The 19014-nt window shown below is 71.0% G+C and carries 17 protein-coding genes; 13 read left to right on the top strand and 4 right to left on the bottom strand.

The window, feature by feature from the left end; genetic code table 11:
- Positions 1-32 precede the first annotated feature (32 nt).
- A complete protein-coding gene (locus ACFVSU_RS09710) occupies positions 33-902 on the top strand; it encodes a ThuA domain-containing protein (protein WP_376011523.1) in 870 nt (289 codons plus the stop codon).
- Positions 903-969: 67 nt separating this feature from the next.
- Here the strand turns inward: ACFVSU_RS09710 and ACFVSU_RS09705 are convergent, their stop codons facing one another.
- Positions 970-2409, bottom strand: coding sequence for a hypothetical protein (locus ACFVSU_RS09705; protein WP_387141592.1), 1440 nt, complete (start codon positions 2407-2409; stop codon positions 970-972).
- A gap of 103 nt (positions 2410-2512) precedes the next feature.
- The gene (locus tag ACFVSU_RS09700) at positions 2513-3790 is read right to left on the bottom strand and encodes an ROK family protein (RefSeq protein ID WP_387141589.1); all 1278 of its coding nucleotides are present in this window, start codon (positions 3788-3790) and stop codon (positions 2513-2515) included.
- Positions 3791-3895: 105 nt separating this feature from the next.
- On the opposite strand from ACFVSU_RS09700, the gene ACFVSU_RS09695 reads away from it, so the two are divergent.
- The 11 genes from ACFVSU_RS09695 to ACFVSU_RS09645 all read left to right on the top strand — a co-directional run bounded on the left by ACFVSU_RS09695 (position 3896) and on the right by ACFVSU_RS09645 (position 15733).
- Entirely contained in the window at positions 3896-4927 is a 1032-nt protein-coding gene (locus tag ACFVSU_RS09695; protein ID WP_387141586.1) for a Gfo/Idh/MocA family oxidoreductase, read from the top strand.
- The gene (locus ACFVSU_RS09690) at positions 4924-5700 is read left to right on the top strand and encodes a hypothetical protein (RefSeq protein ID WP_387141583.1); all 777 of its coding nucleotides are present in this window, start codon (positions 4924-4926) and stop codon (positions 5698-5700) included. The genes ACFVSU_RS09695 and ACFVSU_RS09690 overlap by 4 nt, the downstream gene beginning before the upstream one ends.
- A 106-nt stretch (positions 5701-5806) precedes the next feature.
- Positions 5807-6826 carry a VOC family protein gene (locus tag ACFVSU_RS09685; RefSeq protein ID WP_045298584.1) on the top strand — a complete coding sequence of 340 codons (1020 nt, stop codon included), beginning with the start codon at positions 5807-5809 and terminating at the stop codon, positions 6824-6826.
- A gap of 74 nt (positions 6827-6900) precedes the next feature.
- A complete protein-coding gene (locus tag ACFVSU_RS09680; RefSeq protein ID WP_387141579.1) occupies positions 6901-7872 on the top strand; it encodes a fumarylacetoacetate hydrolase family protein in 972 nt (323 codons plus the stop codon).
- On the top strand, positions 7869-8885 hold the full coding sequence (locus ACFVSU_RS09675) for a cyclase family protein (RefSeq protein ID WP_387141576.1): 1017 nt from the start codon (positions 7869-7871) through the stop codon (positions 8883-8885). Before ACFVSU_RS09680 ends, ACFVSU_RS09675 begins: the two co-directional genes overlap by 4 nt.
- Before the next feature lie 34 nt (positions 8886-8919).
- Entirely contained in the window at positions 8920-10053 is a 1134-nt protein-coding gene (locus ACFVSU_RS09670) for an FAD-dependent monooxygenase (protein WP_387141572.1), read from the top strand.
- Entirely contained in the window at positions 10050-11054 is a 1005-nt protein-coding gene (locus ACFVSU_RS09665; protein ID WP_387141569.1) for an amidohydrolase family protein, read from the top strand. The genes ACFVSU_RS09670 and ACFVSU_RS09665 overlap by 4 nt, the downstream gene beginning before the upstream one ends.
- Positions 11051-12040: a fumarylacetoacetate hydrolase family protein gene (locus ACFVSU_RS09660; protein ID WP_387141566.1), complete on the top strand. Its 990-nt coding sequence runs from the start codon at positions 11051-11053 to the stop codon at positions 12038-12040. The genes ACFVSU_RS09665 and ACFVSU_RS09660 overlap by 4 nt, the downstream gene beginning before the upstream one ends.
- 140 nt (positions 12041-12180) lie before the next feature.
- Positions 12181-13674, top strand: coding sequence for an MFS transporter (locus ACFVSU_RS09655; RefSeq protein WP_387141563.1), 1494 nt, complete (start codon positions 12181-12183; stop codon positions 13672-13674).
- A gap of 17 nt (positions 13675-13691) precedes the next feature.
- Complete coding sequence (locus ACFVSU_RS09650; protein WP_387141560.1) at positions 13692-15287, top strand: GMC oxidoreductase; 1596 nt, start codon at positions 13692-13694, stop codon at positions 15285-15287.
- Entirely contained in the window at positions 15284-15733 is a 450-nt protein-coding gene (locus ACFVSU_RS09645) for a nuclear transport factor 2 family protein (protein ID WP_387141557.1), read from the top strand. The genes ACFVSU_RS09650 and ACFVSU_RS09645 overlap by 4 nt, the downstream gene beginning before the upstream one ends.
- A gap of 143 nt (positions 15734-15876) precedes the next feature.
- Here ACFVSU_RS09645 and ACFVSU_RS09640 read toward each other — a convergent pair whose 3' ends face one another.
- Entirely contained in the window at positions 15877-16644 is a 768-nt protein-coding gene (locus ACFVSU_RS09640; RefSeq protein ID WP_387141554.1) for an SDR family NAD(P)-dependent oxidoreductase, read from the bottom strand.
- A 107-nt stretch (positions 16645-16751) separates the two neighbouring features.
- Between ACFVSU_RS09640 and ACFVSU_RS09635 the strand changes: the two genes are divergently transcribed.
- The gene (locus ACFVSU_RS09635) at positions 16752-17534 is read left to right on the top strand and encodes an SDR family NAD(P)-dependent oxidoreductase (protein ID WP_387141552.1); all 783 of its coding nucleotides are present in this window, start codon (positions 16752-16754) and stop codon (positions 17532-17534) included.
- A 3-nt stretch (positions 17535-17537) separates the two neighbouring features.
- Here ACFVSU_RS09635 and ACFVSU_RS09630 read toward each other — a convergent pair whose 3' ends face one another.
- Complete coding sequence (locus ACFVSU_RS09630; RefSeq protein ID WP_387141549.1) at positions 17538-18782, bottom strand: family 1 glycosylhydrolase; 1245 nt, start codon at positions 18780-18782, stop codon at positions 17538-17540.
- Positions 18783-19014: the final 232 nt, after the last annotated feature.

Raw genomic sequence — 19014 nt, 5'->3', positions numbered from 1 at the left:
CTTCGCACGCCCTGCACGAAGGAGTGTTCCGCATGACCGATGTCCTGAACGCGCTCATCCTGTCGGGTCACATGACCCGCGAGCACGACAACGAGTTCCGCAGCTTCCGCCAGCACAACCAGTGGCTCACGACCCTGCTCGAAGACACCGGGCGCTTCCGGGTCCGCATCGTCGAGGATCCACGCGGACTCGGCGCCGACATCATCGACAAGTACGACGTCGTCATCGTCGTCTTCGAAGGTCGCGACGGCTACCACGAGAAGGCGGTGGGCTTCGGAGCGGAGACGGATGCTGCGCTCCTGAAGTTCGTCCATGACGACGGCAAGGGCATCGTGTGGTTCCACGGGTCCGCCGCGCAGGAGGACGACTGGGGCTACCCCGACGAGTACAACGTCATGCGCGGCTCCCGCCTCACCGTCGCCGGGGGACTGCGGCCCCGGCCGTGGGGCGAGGCGCAGCTCGACACGGTCGAGCCGCGGCATGCGATCACCGAGGGCATCAGCGCCCGGTGGACGGTCACCGGCGACGACATCCTCACCGGCGTGGAGATCGCCGAGGGCGCGCAGGTGCTCCTCACGACGTACGACGACCTCGAGTCGTACGAGAAGGCCCCGATGTGGCCGATGTCGCACTACCCGGTGGCGATCCCGCCGGAGGGCATCGCTGCGCTTCCGGGCATGAACACGGATCAGCCGATCGCCTGGATCAACGAGTACGGCGCCGGCCGGTCGTTCACCATCACGATCGGCCACGACATCGACACGTTCCGCCGCATCGAGTTCATCCGCATGTTCCCGCGGGGCGTCGAGTGGGCGGCGATCGGCGAGATCACGCTCGATGGCCCGGATCGTCGTGGTGAGCGGCGCTTCCTGCCGTGGCCGTACTACAACCACGAGGGCTGAGTCGCGGGACGACGAAGGGGCCGGACGCGTCGCGTCCGGCCCCTTCGAGTCGTCGAGCGACCCGCGGTCAGCGGGCCGTGCCCACGGCCGACAGTGCGCGCTGCGCGAGCGCGAGGTGCGCGCGGGTCGTCGCCGCCGGATCGGCGTCCAGCCACTCGTGGCCGCCCCACTCGCTGGTGAGGGTGCCGGTGAAGCCGGTGCGACGCAGGGCCGCCCCGATGTCGGCGATCGGCGCGGAGACGCGGCCGTCGGCGTCGTCGAGATCCCAGAACTTGAGGTGCACGCCGGCGGTGAGCGGCAGCAGCGGCTCGAGGTCGGCGACGTCCGACCGACCGAACCGTACGAGCAGGTTCATGAAGAGCGTGTGGACGGCGGGCGGCACGCGTCCCTCCCGGAGGGTGGCGATCACCGCCTGGTGGGTCTCGGGCGCGCGCCATTCGGTCTCGAGGCGGTGCACCAGCTCGTCGTCGACGCCGCCCCGGCGGAGCTCGTCGAGGTACGACGGCGGCAGCGAGGGCATAAGCAGGCTGATGTCGACCAGCACGCGGATGCGGGGGTCGTCGAGTCTCTGCAGCAGCTCGAGGTGGGCCGCGACCGCGGGCAGGTCGAGCGTCTGCTGCCCTTGGATCTCCTCGTAGAGCACGATGTCCAGCTCGTGCAGCACCGGCTGGGCGAGGCGCAGGAGCTCGGGCCCCGTCTGACCGAACGGCACGCGCACGCCGCGTGCGCCGAGTCGCGCGGCCGCTCGCAGCTGCGGCACGAGGAACGCGAGCCGCTCCCGCTCGGTGCGCCGGCGCGTCGGCGAGATCCAGTCGTCGAGGCTCGCTCCGACGATCGTCACGGCGCCGCCCTCCGCGGCCAGACGCTCGCGGAACGCATCCACCTCCGCGTCGGACGGCTCGGGGAACGAGCGCCACACCTGACCCGCCTCGATCTCGATGATCGATGCGACGCCGTCCGCGACGACGCCGATCGCGATGTCGTCGGCTGTCCGTTCGGCGCGGATCACCTCGGGCGTCCAGTTGAACGCACTGGCCGAGACGGCCCACTCGCCGGGAACGTCGTCGCGCGGAGCGTCAGCCCGGTCCTCGACGGTCACGATGTCCGCGGTCGAGTGCGGGCGAGTGGATGCTGCGTCCCTGAGCTCCAGCGCGCGCTCGGCGCGGAACGGCAGGGAGAGCGGCCCTGACGGCCCGGCCTGGAGATACGGCACCACGAGCACGAACGACACCGAGATGTCGTGGGCGCCGGGAGGCAGCATCCGTTCGCCGCGCAGTTCGAGCCGGTCCTGGATGAACCACCAGCCCTGCTCGGCCTGGAGGGCGTCGGGTTCGACCTCGCGCTCATCGAGCCGGACCGTGACGGAGACGCTGACCCCGTCGACCTGCACCGCGACGTCGGTCACGGCGGCGAGGGGCATCGACCGGATCCACGGCAGGCTCACGTGCAGGGCGAAGCCCGAATCCGTCGCGACGAGCGCATCGTCCAGCAGCAGCGGCAACGCCATCGTGTTCACTCCCTTGTGTCGGCGCCGGCAGAGCCGGCTTTAGACAGGAAGCTACACGCTTTTGTTGATTTCTGTAAGAAGTTGTCGGCGAATGACGAGAGTCCTACGCCACCGCTTCGAGGGCGCCGCGGATCGCCACGACCGTGGGCCGCCCGTCGCCGAACCAGCGGGGGAAGGTGACCTCGAAGAGCTGCTCGCGCACCATCTCCACACCGCCGCGCAGCGGCTCGCGCCGGTCGTTGACGGACTGCGCGATCGTCAGATCTCGCGTGGCGAGGGGGAGCGACAGCTCGTAGACGCGCTGACGCACCTCGGCCAGCAGCAGCTCTCCGGCGCCGGCCATCGCGCCGCCGATCACGATGACCGACGGGTTGAACATGTTGACGAGCGCGGCGATCGACTCGCCGACGACGCGGGCCGAGCGCTGCACGAGCCGGATCGCGAGGGCGTCGCCGTTCTCGGCCGCGATCGAGATGAGCTCGGGCGTGAGCTCCTCGCCGTCGGCGACGGCGGTGGCGAGCACACCCGTAGCGCCGGCCTCGATCTCGGCGAGGGCGTCGCGGATCATCGCCCATCCGCCGGCGACGGCTTCGAGGCATCCGATCTTGCCGCAGCGGCAGAGGGCATCCGATTCCCGCACCCGCACGTGGCCGATGTCGCCGGCCGCGCCGTTGACGCCGCGATGGATGCGCCCGTGCGAGAGGAGCCCGGCGCCGATGCCGGAGCCCATCTTGCAGTAGATCAGATCGAGGCGGTCGTCGTCGCGGCGGGCGCGCTCCCCGAAGGTGAGCAGGTTCACATCGTTGTCGACCCACACGGGGGCGTCGTAGCGCTGCTCGAAGCGGCGCCGCACGTCGAAGCCGTTCCAGCCGGGCATGATCGGCGGTGCGACCGGGCGACCGCTGTCGAAGTCCACCGGGCCGGGCACGCCCACGCCGATGCCCCAGACCGGCACGTCCGGGGTGCGCGCGAGCACCTCGTCGATCATGCTCAGGGCCTTGTCGAGCGTCTCCGCGGGACCGCGGGCGATGTCCCACGGCGAATGCTCCTGATCGATGACGTCGCCGTCGAGGAGTGCGACGCCGACGTGGATGTGGAGCGCGCCGAGGGCGCAGACGACGATGCGTCCGGCGTCGCCGCGGAAGCGGAGGGTGCGCGGTGCGCGGCCGCCCGACGAGGGCCCGAACTCGCCGTCGGCGAGATAGCCCATCTCGATCGCGTGGTCGACGCGCTGCGTCACGACGCCGCGGCCCAGACCGGTCACCCGGCCGATCTCGGGACGGGTCGCGGCTTCGCCGGTGCGAACCATGTTGACGATGCGGAGAAGGCTCGTCATCTCGTCGGTCTGTGCGCCGAACCGCAGGGTGGACTCTCTGGCCATGGTCGATTCTTACATAACACCGCGCACGAGACACGGAAATCGTGACATCTATAGTCAAACGACTTCACACTTAGGTACGCTTCCAGCCGAAGTAAGGAGGCGTCCATGGCTCGTGGTGTGGGCATCATCGGTGCGGGTCCCGGAGTGGCGGCACTGCATCTTCCGACCCTCGCGCGCCTGAGCGACGCCTTCCGCGTCGTGCACGTCGCCGACGGGGGCAGCGGCCGGGCGGCCGCACTCGCGGCGCGCGGGGGTGCCCGATCGTCGACGGGCGCCGAGGCCATCATGGCGGATCCCGAGGCGGAGGTCGTCGCGATCTGCAGCCCGCCCGCCCAGCATGCGGCGCAGATCATCGCGGCCGTCGCCGCGGGCAAGCGCGCGGTGTTCTGCGAGAAGCCGATCGGCACGACCGTCGCCGAGGCGGAAGAGGCCGTCGAGGCGTGCCGCCGCGCCGGCGTGCCACTCATCGTCGGCACGAACCACTACTTCGACCCGGCGTGGGGCCGGGCCAAGCATCACCTCACGGCGTCTGGCGGGCCGGTCATCTCGATCTCCGTCACGCTCGCGCTGGCGCCCAACACGCGGTATCACCAGCTCGTCACCGAGCTGCCCGTCGCGGCGGGCGGGCGGGGCGGGCCCGACCTCACCTGCCCAGAGGTGGCGGCGGGCGTCGTGCGTCAGCTTCTCACCGGACTCGCGATCCACGATCTGCCGCTCGTGCGCGATCTCGTCCCGCGCTTCGAGCGCGTCGTCTTCGCGCGGGCGCTGCCCCCGCTCGGGTACGCGGTCGGCTTCGTGGCCGGCGGGGTCCCAGTCCAGCTCACGACGGTGATGCTCCCGGAGGGCGCCGACACGCTCTGGCGCATCGCCGTCGCGACGGCTTCCGATCGGCTCGACGTCAGCTTCCCGCCCCCGTTCGTGCACGCCGGCGGAGCGCGGGTGCGCGTGCGCGCGGCGGACGGCCGCGACACGATCTACGCACACGATCCCGCCGACGGATACGTCGCGGAGTGGCGCGCCCTCGCGGAGCTGCTCGACGCCGGCCTGCCGGTGGAGTACGACGAACTGCTCGACGACGCCCGCTACGCCCTGGGGCTGGCGGACGCCGCGGCAGAGCTGATCGGAGCCGCAGCATGACGACGCCCGTTCGCACCGACCTCGACGCCTACCGCGTCGCGGTGGCCGAGCTGCCGGTGAGCGCGATCGCGAGCCCTGACGTGAAGGGCGCCATCGCCGTCGTGCCCGGGGGCGACGCGTGGTGGGTGGCGGCTTCGGACGCGATCGCCGCCGGCGCGGCGGCGATCGTCGTCGCGCAACCTGCCGTCGGCCCGATCGAGGCGCTCGATGCCCTCGCCTCGCTCGCCGGTGCCACCCCCCTGATCGTGGAGCGCCCGCTGCTCCGCGCCGACATGGTCGCCGCAGCGGGCGCGTCGATCGAGGAGCTCCCGGCTCCCGGCGCGCTCGTCGTCGAGTGCCATGCGCCCGCGCGCACGCTCGGTCCGGCGTTGCGCGACGCGATCGGGTGGGCGCGGGTCATCGCCGGCACACCGCTCGCACCACGGACGACGGAGTCGTGGGGCGGCCGCGTGCTCGCTCTCCTCGAGTGCGAGCATGGCTCCGCCGTGTCGATCGCCGCCGCCGTGCAGCCGGGCGCACCGTCCGCCGGCCGCGTGCGGATCACCTCGATCGCCCCGACGCGCGTCGAGATCGACGCCGATCTCGACATCGTCGTGGTCGTCACGGATGCCACGGGTCGACGCATCCTTCCCGCGCGCTTCGAGAACTCCGAGCGCGTCGCGCTGCGCCGCGCGATCTCGGCGATCCGCACGGCCGAGCAGCCCTCCGATCTCGCGGATCTGCGCCATGACACGGGTCTTGCCGCGGCGCTGCTTTCTGCACGTCCCGCATAAACGCCGGTGATCCGAGGGATAGCCGATATGGGATTCCTCGATATGCCCGAGTTCGGCGAAAGTGGTTGACGGGATCACCCCGATGACTCACCGAAAGGGATCGAAGATGATCAAGCTTCTGTCGCATCTGTCGTATGTGGCCATCACGTCGCCGGACGTCGAGGCATCCGTCGACTTCTACGTCAAGCAGGTCGGCCTCACCGTCGTCGACCGCGTCGACGGCGCCGTCTACCTCCGCTGCTGGGGCGACTACTACGCCTACTCGGTCGTGGTCGTGCCGGGCGACGAGCCGGGTCTCGTCACCGCTGCGTGGCGCACGTCGAGCCCCGAGGCGCTGGAGGAGGCCGCCAAGCGCGTCGAGGCCGCCGGCATCCAGGGCGAGTGGATCGACGTCCACAAGATCGGCCGTGCCTACCAGTTCACCGGCCCGTGGGGCCACACGCTGACCCTGCACTGGGACGTCACGCGCCACCACGACACCGAGGGCGACGCCGCGTCGATCTACCCCGACCGCCCCTCGCGTCGCAGCAAGGTCGCGGGCGCCCCGCGCCAGCTCGACCACGTCACGATCGCGACCAGCGACGTCGATGCGTTCGTCCAGTGGTACGTCGACGTGCTCGGGTTCCGCTTCATGGCGCGCACGCAGCTCGACGAGGCGCCGATCTCGGTGTTCTCGGTGCTCACGACCAACGAGAAGTCGCACGACCTCGGCGTCGTCCTCGACGGCTCGACCCGCGCCGGCCGCGTGAACCACTACGCCTTCTGGGTGGATACCCGCGAGGAGCTGCTCATCGCGGCCGACGTCCTCGGCGAGAACGGCTACCCGATCGAGTACGGCCCGTCGATCCACGGCATCGGCGAGCAGAACTTCCTCTACTACCGTGAGCCCTCGAGCCTGCGCATCGAGCTCAACACCGGCGGCTACCGCAACTACGTGCCCGACTGGGAGGCCAACACGTGGAAGCCGTCGCAGGGGTCGAACAACTTCTACCGCAACAGCGCCATGCCGATGTCGATGACGGAGTCCTTCCCGCCTGCGGACGGCCCGTCGGCGACGGAGGAGGGCGTTCCGGACGAGATCAAGGACGCCCTGCTGAACCCGTACGCCAAGCACGGCCAGGGCTGACAGGCTCGAGGGTGGGGATGCCGCAGGCGTCCCCACCCTCGCACCACGTTCCGAACCACGGATCTGGAGAGAACATGACGACGTCGTCACACGGACTGACCGCCCCCTTCGCCCTCGCGCGCTACCGCGACGGCGATTCCGTGCGTCTCGGGCTCGTCGCCGGCGACCGCATCCGCGCGGTCTCCGACGACGAGCTCGGCGCCGCCGGCCTCAACGCCTTCCTGGCGCACCCCGACTGGGACCGCCTCGGTGCCCTCGCCACGAAGGACGGGGAGTGGATGCTGCTGGCCGACGTCGTGCTCACCGCCCCAGTGGAGCCGCGACAGGTGGTGCAGGCGGGCGCGAACTATCGCGAGCACGTCATCGAGCTGGTCGTGGCGGGCCTCACGCAGGACCCGTCCCGCTCGCCCGAGGAGGCACGCGAGTTCGCGGCCAAGATGATGGACGACCGCCGTGCGAACGGCGAGCCGTACTTCTTCCTCGGACTGCCGACCGTCGTCGTCGGCGACGACGTGCCGCTCGTGCTGCCCGGCTACAGCGAGGTGCACGACTGGGAGCTCGAGCTCGCCGTCGTGATCGGCACCGAGGCGTTCCGCGTCTCCCGCGAGGACGCGCTGCACCACGTCGCCGGCTACACGATCGTCAACGACGTCACGACGCGCGACCTCGTCTTCCGCAAGGACATGAAGGAGATCGGCACCGACTGGTTCCGCTCCAAGAACGCCCCCGGCTTCCTCCCGACCGGCCCCTTCCTGGTGCCGGCGCCTTTCGTGGCGGGGGAGGACCTCACGGTGCGACTCGAGCTCAACGGCGACACGATGCAGAACGGATCGACGAGCGACCTGCTCTTCGACATCCCGGCGCTCATCTCCACCGCGTCGCAGACGACGACCCTCCTGCCCGGCGACCTGCTCCTCACGGGGAGCCCTCCCGGGAACGGCCAGCACTGGAAGCGGTTCCTGCGGGACGGCGACGTCATGACGGGGTCCATCTCGGGCCTCGGCACGCAGGTGGTCCGCTGCCTCGCGGAAGGACCGGCGGTATGACCCTTCGACAGGCTCAGGGGCCAGTGTCCGAGAACCCCGGCGACCTCGACCGCACCGACCCCGCGTCCGAGATCGCGGCGCGCGCCGCGGCCTTCCGCAACTGGGGCCGGTGGGGCGAGGACGACGTGCTCGGCACGCTCAACTTCATCGACGCCGCCAAGCGCGTCGAGGCCGCCGCCCTCGTGCAGGACGGCGAGGTCGTCTCGCTCGCGCAGGCGTTCGACACGAACGGCCCGCAGAAGGGGTGGCGCCGGCGCACCAACCCGGTGCACACGATGACCGACACCGGCACCGACGCCGAGCGCGGCAATCAGGGCTTCCCGCACGGCATCGGCGGCGCCGACGACGTGATCGCGATGCCGCTGCAGTGCTCCACCCAGTGGGACGGACTCGGCCACATCTTCGACCACGGCAACGCCTGGAACGGCCGGCGCGCGGGCGACGTCGTCACGAGCGACGGCGACCTCGTCACGGGCATCGAGCACGCGGCATCCGTCATCGTCTCGCGAGGTGTCCTCCTCGACGTCGGCCGCCACCTGCGACCCGAGACCGGCGAACTCGAGGACGGCTACGCCATCACCGTCGCCGACCTCGAGGCGACCATCGCCGCGCAGGGCGCATCGAGCCGGGTCGGCCGCGGCGACATCGTGCTGGTGCGCACCGGCCAGTACGCCCGCACCCGCCGCGACGGCTGGGGCGAATACGCCGGCGGACCCGCGCCTGGGCTCTCGCTCACCACGGCCGGGTGGCTGCACCGCACCGAGATCGCCGCGATCGCCACCGACACGTGGGGCTTCGAGGTGAGGCCCAACGAGTTCGACGCCCCGGCCTTCCAGCCGCTGCACCAGGTCGTGATCCCGAACATGGGACTCACGATCGGCGAGATGTGGAATCTCGACGCCCTCGCCGACGCGTGCGCGGCGCGCGGGCGCTGGGACTTCCTGCTGTCGGCGGCACCGCTGCCGATCACGGGGGCGGTCGGCTCGCCGATCAACCCCGTCGCGATTCTGTAATCCCCCCGAAGACAAAGAACAGAGAGGTTCTGACATGACCGCAGTGAACAAGGTCGCGATCGCCGGAAGCGGCGTGAGCGGACTCGCCGCCGCCATCCAGCTCGCCAAGGCCGGCGTCGAGGTCGACGTCTTCGAGGCGAAGCCCGAGCTCAGCGCGCTCGGGTCCGGCATCTCGCTGCAGGGCAACGCCCTGCGTGTGTTCGACGCGCTCGGCGCGTGGGACGAGATCCGCGCCGCCGGCTACCCCTTCGAGGGGCTCAACCTGCGCGCTCCCGGGCCGGGGGCGCCGATCGTCGCCGAGCTTCCGGACGTCAAGACCGGCGGACCCGACTACCCGGCGGCGATGGGGATGCCGCGGCCCGCACTGGCCCGCATCCTCCTCGACCACGCGCAGAAGGCCGGGGCGAACGTCCGCTTCGGAACCAAGGTCACAGGTCTCGAGCAGAGCGGCGACGGGGTCGAGGTCTTCGTCGACGGCGCCCCTGTCGGCACGTACGACCTGCTGATCGGCGCCGACGGCCTGAACTCCGCCGTCCGCGGGCTCATCGGCATCGAGACCAAGCCCGAGCCGACCGGCATGGGCATCTGGCGCTCGTTCGTCTCGCGGCCCGCCGAGGTCGTCCGCAGCGAGCTGTACTACGGCGGTCCGGTCTACATCGCCGGCTACACCCCGACGGGCGACGACACGATGTACGCGTTCCTCGTAGAAAAGGCGCAGGACCGCTTCGACGTCTCCGACGAGGACGCGACCCGCATCATGCTCGAGGAGTCGCGTGCCTACGACGGCCCGTGGAACTCGATCCGCGCCGACCTCGAGGGCGGCGCGCACGCGAACTACACGTGGTTCACGAAGCACATCGTCGAGGGATCGTGGAACCGCGGCCGCGTCGTGCTCATCGGCGACGCCGCGCACTCGTGCCCTCCGACGATCGCGCAGGGCGCGGCGCAGGGCCTCGAGGACGCGCTCGTGCTCACCGAGCTGCTGGCCGGACGCGACGCCGTCGACGCGGCGCTGTGGGACGAGTTCCACGCGCGCCGGCTGCCGCGCGCGAAGGCCGTGGTCGAGGCATCCGTGCAGCTCGGTCAGTGGCAGCTCGACGGCGTGCGGGACGCCGACGTCGCCGGTCTCATGTTCGGCGTCGCCCACCAGATGGCGGTGCCCGCATGATCACCGACGTCCACGCGCACCTGCTGCTGCCCGCGCTGCACGCCGAGGTCGAGCGCCGCGCGCCGGAGGAAGTCGCCGCGGCTGCCGATCTCGAGCGCCGGCGCAACGGCGTCGAGAGCATGCAGGCGTCGGGCGCCATGATCGGCGCCCGGATCCCGAAGCTCACCGACGTCAACGCGCGACTGGCGGCGATGGACGAGCAGGGCGTGGACCGGCAGTGGGTCAGCGTGTCGCCGAACCACTTCTACCCGTGGGCGAACGAGGGGCTGTCGGGCTGGATCGCGGGGGAGACGAACCGGCTCATCGCCGAGCACGTCGCCCAGGCGCCCGACCGCCTCGTCGGCCTCGGCGTCGTGCCGCTGCAGCATCCGGCGCACCTCGTCGAGTACCTCGACGACGCCGTGCTCGGCCGGGGCCTCGCGGGCGTCGAGATCTCGTCGTTCGCCGGCGACGTGGAGCTGTCGGACGAGCGGCTCGAGCCGTTCTGGGCGCGTGCCGCCGAGCTCGGCTGCGTGATCTTCCTGCACCCGTTCGGCTGCAGCCTCGACGAGCGTCTCGACCGGTTCTACCTCTCGAACACGGTCGGGCAGCCGACCGAGAACGCCGTCGCGCTGTCGCACCTCATCTTCGCGGGCGTGCTCGACCGGCACCCGGGGCTCAAGATCGTCGTCGCCCACGGCGGCGGCTACCTGCCGTTCGCGATCGGCCGCTCCGACCGCGCGTGGCGGGTGCGGCCGGAGGCGCGACGCTGCGCGCACGAGCCGTCGAGCTATCTGAAGAAGCTGTGGTTCGACACGGTCGTGCACGACCCCATCGCCGTGCGCCATCTCGTCGAGGTCGCCGGGGGTTCCCGGGTCGTGCTGGGCAGCGACTTCCCATTCGACATGGGACTTGACGACCCGGTGACGTTCGTGCGTTCGGCCGACCTCCCGGCCGAGATCACCGCGCGCATCCTCGCCGGCAACGCCGAGGAGCTGCTGCGCACGAAGGTGTCCGCATGAGGATCGCGCGCTGGATCGACGGCGCCTCGGCCGGCTCCGCGGTCCCCGAGCCTGTCGAGGGGTTCGTCATCGGCGATCGCGTCATCCCGTTCCCCGACGGCCAGACCGTCGCCGACATCCTCGCCGGGGGGTTGGATGCTGCGCACGCCGCGTTCGGCCGGGTGAAGGGTGAGCCCGGCACGGCGCTCGCCGACGTGCGCCTGCTGGCGCCGGTGGTGCCGGCGTCCGTCCGTGACTTCGTCGCGTTCGAGGAGCACGTCGAGGGCGTGAGCGCTTCGGTCGACGGCAAGAGTGAGGTCGTGCCCCAGTGGTACCAGGCGCCGACGTTCTACTTCACGAATCCGCACACGATCCTCGGCCCGGACGAGCCCGTCGCCCCGCCGGTCACCGAGCGCCTCGACTTCGAGCTCGAGGTCGCGGTCGTCGTCGGCAACGCCCCCGGGGTCGGCGAGGCGAACCTGACCGCGGCGGACGCCGCCCCGCGCATCTTCGGCTACACGATCATGAACGACTGGTCGGCGCGCGACATCCAGTCACGCGAGATGAAGGTGCGCCTCGGGCCGGCGAAGGGCAAGGACTTCGGCACCAGTCTCGGTCCGTGGATCGTGACGGCCGACGAACTGGAGCAGTACGTCGACGCCGACGGCTTCCTCGCGATCCGCGCCGAGGTGCGCATCAACGGCGAGCTCGTCGGCGAGGACCTCGTGTCGAACATGGGCTGGCCGTTCGCCGAGCTCGTCGCGTACGCCTCGCGCAACTCCCGGGTCGTCCCGGGGGACGTGCTCGGCAGCGGCACGGTCGGCAACGGCGGATGCCTCGGCGAACTGTGGGGCAGGGGCTCGACGATCCCCGCTCTGCGCGAGGGCGACGAGGTGCGCATGACCGTCGAGGGCATCGGCGAGCTCGTCGGCACCGTGGGCGCGGCGGTGCCCGCGCCCGCACTCCCCGCGGCGCGCCCCCGCACGCGCGCAAGGCAGCGTTCCTGATTCTTTAGTTGTTTTTCGACTAAAGCATGGCTAGAATCGACAGTGACGTCGGGGCCTCCGCTGGCCCGTTCCCTGTGGCGAGGCCGCCCAGGGGCACACCCCGTCGCGTCGATCGCCCGGTCGTACGGGCCAGAACGCGTATGAGCATGTCACCGTGGAGGCTTCGCCTCCTGATCGTCTCCCTTCTGACGGTCGCGATCCTCGGAGCCCTCGACCACACGATCGTGTCGACCTCCCTCGCGACCGTCGCAGGAGAACTCGGAGCCCTCGCCCAGATGGGGTGGGTCGTCGTCGGCTACACCCTGGCGAGCACCGTCCTCCTGCCGGTGCTCGGGAAGCTCGGCGACGCGGTGGGACCGCGCGCCGTGTTCCTGGTGTCCCTGGTGCTGTTCCTCGTCGCGTCGCTCGCGTGCGGCTTCGCGCAGGACATGCCGCAGCTCATCGGAGCGCGCGTCGTGCAGGGCATGAGCTCGGCGGGCCTGCACCTGATGTCGCAGACGATCGTCGCCCGCGTCACCACCCCGCGCGAGCGGCCGAGGTATCTCGCGCTCATCGGCGCCGCCTTCCCCGTCGCGATCCTCGTCGGCCCCGTGCTCGGCGGCCTCATCACGGACTACTGGGGGTGGTCCTGGGTGTTCTGGATCAACATCCCGTTCGGCGTCGCCGCGCTCCTGCTCGCCCTCGTCGCCGTGCCGCATCTGCCCGGCTTCGGCCGGCGCCGGTTCGATGTCGGCGGCTCCGTGTCGTTCGCGATCGCGATGGTCGCTCTGGTGCTCGCGGTGACCTGGATCGGCGATCCCGCGCTGGCTGCAGCATCCGTCGTCTCCTTCGCCGTCGCGGGCATGGCGTTCGCCGCGTTCTTCCTCATCGAGCTGCGGGCGCCCGAACCGCTGGTTCCGCTGCGACTCTTCGCCGACCGGACCATCGCGGTCGGCACAGTGCTGTCGGCCATCATCGGCATCGGCCTGTTCTCGATCACGGCGTATCTGCCCACGTACATCCAGATGGCCTACCGCACGAGCGCGACGGTGTCGGGTCTCGTGCCCATCGCGACCGTGTTCGGGATGCTGGTGAGCAATCTCGCGACCGGGTGGCTCGTCAGCCGCACCGGCCACTATCGGGTCTACTGCATCGTGGGCACCGCGCTGAGCGCCGCCGGGCTGTTCGCCATGTCGGTCCTCCCGGTGGGCCTGCCGCTGTGGGTGCCGATGATCCTCATGGCCGTCGTCGGGGTCGGGACCGGCGCGTTCATGAGTCTCGTCGTCGCGGTCGTGCAGAGCGCGGCGCCGCGTCGCGACACCGGCAGCATGACGGCCACCGTGAACCTGGTGCGCCAGGTCGGCTCGACCGTCGCGACCGCGATCATCGGCGGTGTGATCGGCTTCGGCGTCGCGGCGCTGCTCCCGTCGTCGCTCGATGCCGCGACCCTGACGCCGCAGTTCGTCCACGACGCGTCCGCCGCGGTGCAGAACCAGGTCGCCGGGATCTACAGCGGCGTCTTCGCTCCCGTGTTCGCGGCGCTCGCCGTCACCTACGCCGCCGGCGTCGTCGCCGCCGTGCTCCTTCCTGCCGGTCGCCTCTCGGACGAGTCCGAGCCCGCACCGGCACCCAGTTCCGAACCCCTCACCGCGTGACCAGAAGAGGTACTCCCATGTCTTCCACCCCCACCGTCGCCATCGTCGGCTCCGGCCCGATCGGCTCCGCGTACGCCCGCGTCATCCTCGAGACCAGCCCCGACGCGCGCGTCGTGATGTACGAGGCGGGTCCGCAGCTCACCGCGATCCCCGGGGAGAGCGTCCGCAACATCGCCGACCCCGACGAGAAGGCCCGTGCCCGCAAGATGTCGCAGGGGCCGCAGTCCGGCGCGTTCCGCGAGAGCCTCGGCATCCCCGCCGGTGTCGTCGTCGAGGGCATGTTCACGGCCCGGCAGGGGACGCACCTCCTCGACTTCGGCGGGCCGGGATCCGCGCACGCCGCCACTTTCCCCGCGGCGGCCGCCGCGACGAACGTCGGCGGCCAGGGCGCGCACTGGACCTGTGCGATCCCGCGGCCGGCCTTCAGCGAGAAGGTCGACTTCATCGACGACACCGAGTGGGAGGATCTGATCTCGACGGCCGAGGGACTGCTGCACGCGCAGCAGGCGGCGTTCGCGGATTCGGCCATCGGAACGGCGATCCGGTCGCTCCTGACCGACGAGTTCGGCGCCGAGCTGCCCGCCGGCTACGGCGTGGGCACCCTGCCGGTCGCCGGAGACCCGCAGCCCAACGGGTCCATGGTGTGGGCGGGCGCGAACACGGTCCTCGGCCCCCTCATCGAGTCAGGCACCCCGGAGTCGGCGCGGTTCGAGCTGCGCGACCTCACGCTGGTGCGGCGGGTCGAGACCGAGGACGGCGTGGCCACCGGAGTCACGATCGAGGATCTCCGCACGAAGGAGGTCTCGTTCTTCCCGGCCGATGTCGTCGTCGTGGCCGCCGACGCGTTCCGCTCTCCGCAGCTGCTCTGGGCCAGCGGCATCCGTCCCCGCGCCCTCGGGCGATACCTCACCGAGCACCACGTCGTCATCACGACGGTGGCCCTCGACGAGGAGCGCATGAGCGCCCTGATCACGGACGGCGAGTTCGAGGCCGAGCTCGCGCGTCGCGCCCAGAACGCGGCCGACCCGGTCGCGGCCGTCAACCGGATCCCGTTCTCGGAGCCGGGGCACCCCTTCTCGCTCCAGGTGATGTACGCCGAGAACCCGCCGTTCCAGCTCGACCCCTCGCACCCCGCCGCGGGCAACCGCTGGGGCTACGTGAACATGGGCTACGGCGTGCGCAAGCACCCGCGCGTCGAGGACGGCGTCACCTTCGACGACAGCGAGCTCGACTACCGCGGCTTCCCGAACATGACGATCGAGTACGCGCTGACGGATGCCGAGCAGCCCGAGCTCGACGAGGCCACCGCGCGCGTCCGCCGGGCCGGCGCCGCCCTCGGCGCCTTCGTCGCCGAGCCGCGGCTGCTGCCGAACGGCTCGAGCCTGCACTACATGGGCACCCTGCGGATGGGGTCGGCCGACGACGGCACGTCGGTCGCGGACCCGTACTCGCGCGTCTGGGGCTACGACAACCTCGTCGTCGGCGGGAACGCCCTGATCCCGACCGCCAACACGATGAACCCGACGCTCATGAGCGTCGCGATCGCCGTCCGCGGCGCCCGCAAGCTCGTCGAGCAGCTGGACGCCGCGCGGGTCGAGCAGGTCGCCCGATGACGGATGCTGCGGCCCGCGCCGCGAACCGCGCGGTGGTCGAGGCGTTCTTCACCTCGAACCTCGGCAACCCGGCCGAGCGGATCGCCCTGTGGCACCCGGACGGCGTGAAGGAGCTGCCGTTCGCCCCGTCCGAGCTGCCGAAGACGCGGTGGGAGGGCCGCGACGACATCGTCGCCAACACCCACGCAAACGCCGGCATGTTCGAGAGCGTCGTGCACACCGACCTCGTGATCCACGACTGCGTCGACCCCGGGCTGTTCTTCGTGACGAGCCGCATGGTCGACGAGGCGCGGTTCCTCGGGGAGCCCTACCCGCAGTCCTTCGTGCACCTGATCCGCGTGCAGGACGGCGCGGTGATTCTGCAGCAGGAGTTCTTCAACTCCGAGATCCTCGCGGGCGCCGAGCGCGCCGCCCGGGCGAAGGGCCGCACTCCGCTCGGCTCCTGACCCGCGTCCGAACTCCTCACTCTCGGCCCTCCACCCCGGCGCGCTGCCGTTCCGGGGCCCCGACGTGCGCCGATTCTGAGGAGTTGCGGCATCGGGTGCGGCATCCCGACGCTGCTGGTCCGGTCGGGACGCGCCGGCTCGGGTCAGCGGCCGGCGATGCGGTCGGCCATGAACTTGGCCCCGGCCGACGACGTCGCACCGCCGTCGACGGGGATCTCCGCTCCGGTGAGATACGACGCGGCGTCCGACAGCAGGAACGCGACCGCCTCGGCGACCTCGTCCGCCTGCCCGAGGCGGTCGAGCGGGGTCAGGGCGAGCTGTGCAGCGCGCATCGCCTCGGGTGCGTTCGCGGTCATCGGCGTCTCGATGAAGCCGGGGTGCACGACGTTGACACGGATGCCGCGGGGACCGAGTTCGGTCGCCGCGACATGGGTGAGGCCGCGCAGCCCCCACTTCGACGTCGTGTACGCGACGGGGTAGTGGGCATTGAGCGCCGCCGACGAGCCGATGTTGACGATCGACGAGCCGCGCCCCATGAGCGGCGCGAGCGCCTGAATGCCGAGCATTGGCCCGGTGAGGTTGACCGCGAGCACCCGGTCCCAGTCCGCACGCTCGACGGCGCCGAGCCGCGCACGATGCGTGATGCCGGCGTTGTTCACGAGGCCGCGGAGGGGTTCGCCGTCGAGGAGTTCCGTCAGGGAGGCGGCGAGCGCGGCCCAGTCGCGCTCGTCCGACACGTCGAGGCGCCGGTACTCGACGCCCGAAGTAACGGCGGTGGCGGCATCCATCACATCCGTGGCGAAGACGCGTGCTCCCGCCTCTGCGAGCACGCGCGCCTCGGCCGCACCCTGGCCGCCTCCCGCCCCGGTGACGACGATCGTGCATCCTTCGAGCCCCGGATACCTGGTCATGGACGCGACGCTAGCCCGCCGTGCCGCCGGCGGGAACCGGCATCCACTGATGCCGCGCATCGGAATCCCCGAACCCGCGCCGGCGCCTCGCGCGCGAGGATGAGCACATGGAATCCTCGCCGCTCGCACCCGCGCGGCTCTTCTCGTGCGCGGGCCAGGTCGCCGTGGTCACGGGGGCCGCGACCGGCATCGGGCGCGCGGCTGCCGAGGCGCTCGCCGCAGCGGGTGCGCGCGTGGTCCTCGCGGGCCTGGCCTCGTCGGAGCCCGAGCGCGCCGCGGCGGACCTCGTCGGCCAGGGCGCCGATGCGATCGGCGTCGCGTGCGATGTGACGGATGCCGCGGCCCTCACCGATCTCGTCGACACCGCGGTGCGGCGATTCGGGCGACTCGACACCGTCGTCGCGAACGCCGGCGCCGCGCTCGACGACCCGGACGCCGACGCCATCGAGCGGCTCGACCGCATGTTCGACCTCCACGTGCGCTCGGTCGCACGGCTGGCCGACCTCGCGGTGCCCGTCATGGCCGAGGGCGGCGGGGGAGCCTTCATCGTGATGTCGAGCCTCTCGGGCCTGCGCGGCAACCGGCTGCTGTCGGGCTACGGCGTCACGAAGGCCGCCAATGCCCAGCTCGCCCGCAATCTGGCCGTGCAGTGGGGCTCACGCGGCATCCGCGCGAACGCGATCTCGCCCGGCGTCATCGCGACCGATTTCGCCCGCCCGATCACCGACGACCCGTCCGCCGCCTCCATGCGCCTGGCGAAGACACCGCTCGGTCGCTTCGGGACGCCGGCGGAGGTCGCCGGTGCCGTCGTATGGCTGGCGTCGCCCGCCGGCGCGTTCGTGAGCGGTCAGAACATCGTGATCGACGGCGGCACCCTCATCTCGGACTGAGGATCACGCCTCCGGGCGATAGCGACCCACCAGCTGTCGGTAGACGTCGGCGCTCGGCTTCTCGGTGCGCGCGAAGGTCTCGGGATCCACCTCGTGAAGACCGAGCCTCGGGCCGTAGCCGAAGATCCACTCGAAGTTGTCCATGAGCGTCCAGTGGCAGTACCCCAGCACGGGGACGCCGTCGGCGATCGCCAGGGCGAGGCCCTCGAGTGACGGCTCGATGAAGTCGGCACGGATGCGGTCATCCGGCGTGCTCACGCCGTGCTCGCTGACGAGGATCGGGACGCCGGCCACAGCGTAGGCGTACTCGACGGCGCCGCGCAGCGAGTCGGGGTCGACCGTCGTGCCCATGCCGTTGAGCACGGCGCCCTCCGGCGCGGGCAGCAGTCCGTCTGGTCCGTAGACCAGGCGCTCGTAGTTCTGCACGCCGACGAAGTCGTCGTCGGCGGCCAGTCGCAGCCAGTAGTCGTAGACCTCCGCCCGCTTGCGGTCGCGCACCCCTTCGCCGCCGGGGACGGCGACGTCGTCGCACATCGCGAGCGAGAGACCGACCGGCAGATCGGCACGGCGCTGTTTGATGGCGGCCTTCGCGGCGGTGTGCGCCGCCGTCATGCCGGCACGCATCCCGGCGAAGTCCTCGCGGGTCATGACGTTCCCGGCCCGGTAGCGCTCCACTCCCGCGGCCTCGGAGGCGGCCGCGAGCGTCGCCCGTTCGAGCTCGGCGACGAACGGGGGGAGGTCCGCCCACGTCAGCATCTCGGGCAGATCCGGCTCGTTGAAGGTCACGCCGAGCTCGATGCGGTCGCCGAAGCGGTCCATCACGACCGCGCAGTAGCGGGCGAACAGCTCCGGCGCCTCAGGGTCCAGCCACGCCCCGCGGCCCGCGAACCAATGCGGCGACGTGAAGTGGTTGAACGTCACGATCGGAGCGAGGCCGCGGGCGCGGCATCCGTCCACGATCGCCTCGTAGTGATCGAGCGCCTCGGACGAGAACTCGCCCTCGACCGGCTCGACGCGTGCCCATTCGACCGAGAAGCGATACGCGTTGAGCCCCAGGCCGGCGACGATGTCGAGGTCGGACTCCCACAGCTCCCAGCCGTTGGTCGCCTTGCCCGAGCGCGCCTGGAAGACGGTCGGCGTGACGTTCTCGAGGAACCACGTGTCGCTGGTGACGTTGTCGCCCTCGTTCTGGTGGCCGGCGGTGGCGACTCCCCAGAGGAAGTCGGCGGGGAAGGATGCTGCGGGCATGAGTGGTCCTCTCTGAGCTCTCGTCCATCATGCACGAGTTGTTCATTCTACGAAAGCTTGTTTCATCTGACACAGCGTGGAAGAGAGGCCGCGTTAGGCCGCGGCTAACGAATCGCAGAGGAATCCGAATGGCCAAACCGCCCGCCGATCGTCACTGTTGACCGAAAGATCGCATCCCGAATCGCGATCACGACACCGAAGTCCGCAACAGCACACCGATCACAGGAGATCA

Origin of the sequence: Microbacterium sp. NPDC058062 (assembly GCF_042885375.1) — a bacterium.
Taxonomy (GTDB): domain Bacteria; phylum Actinomycetota; class Actinomycetes; order Actinomycetales; family Microbacteriaceae; genus Microbacterium; species Microbacterium trichothecenolyticum_C.
This window is presented reverse-complemented; position numbering and strand designations above follow the sequence as displayed.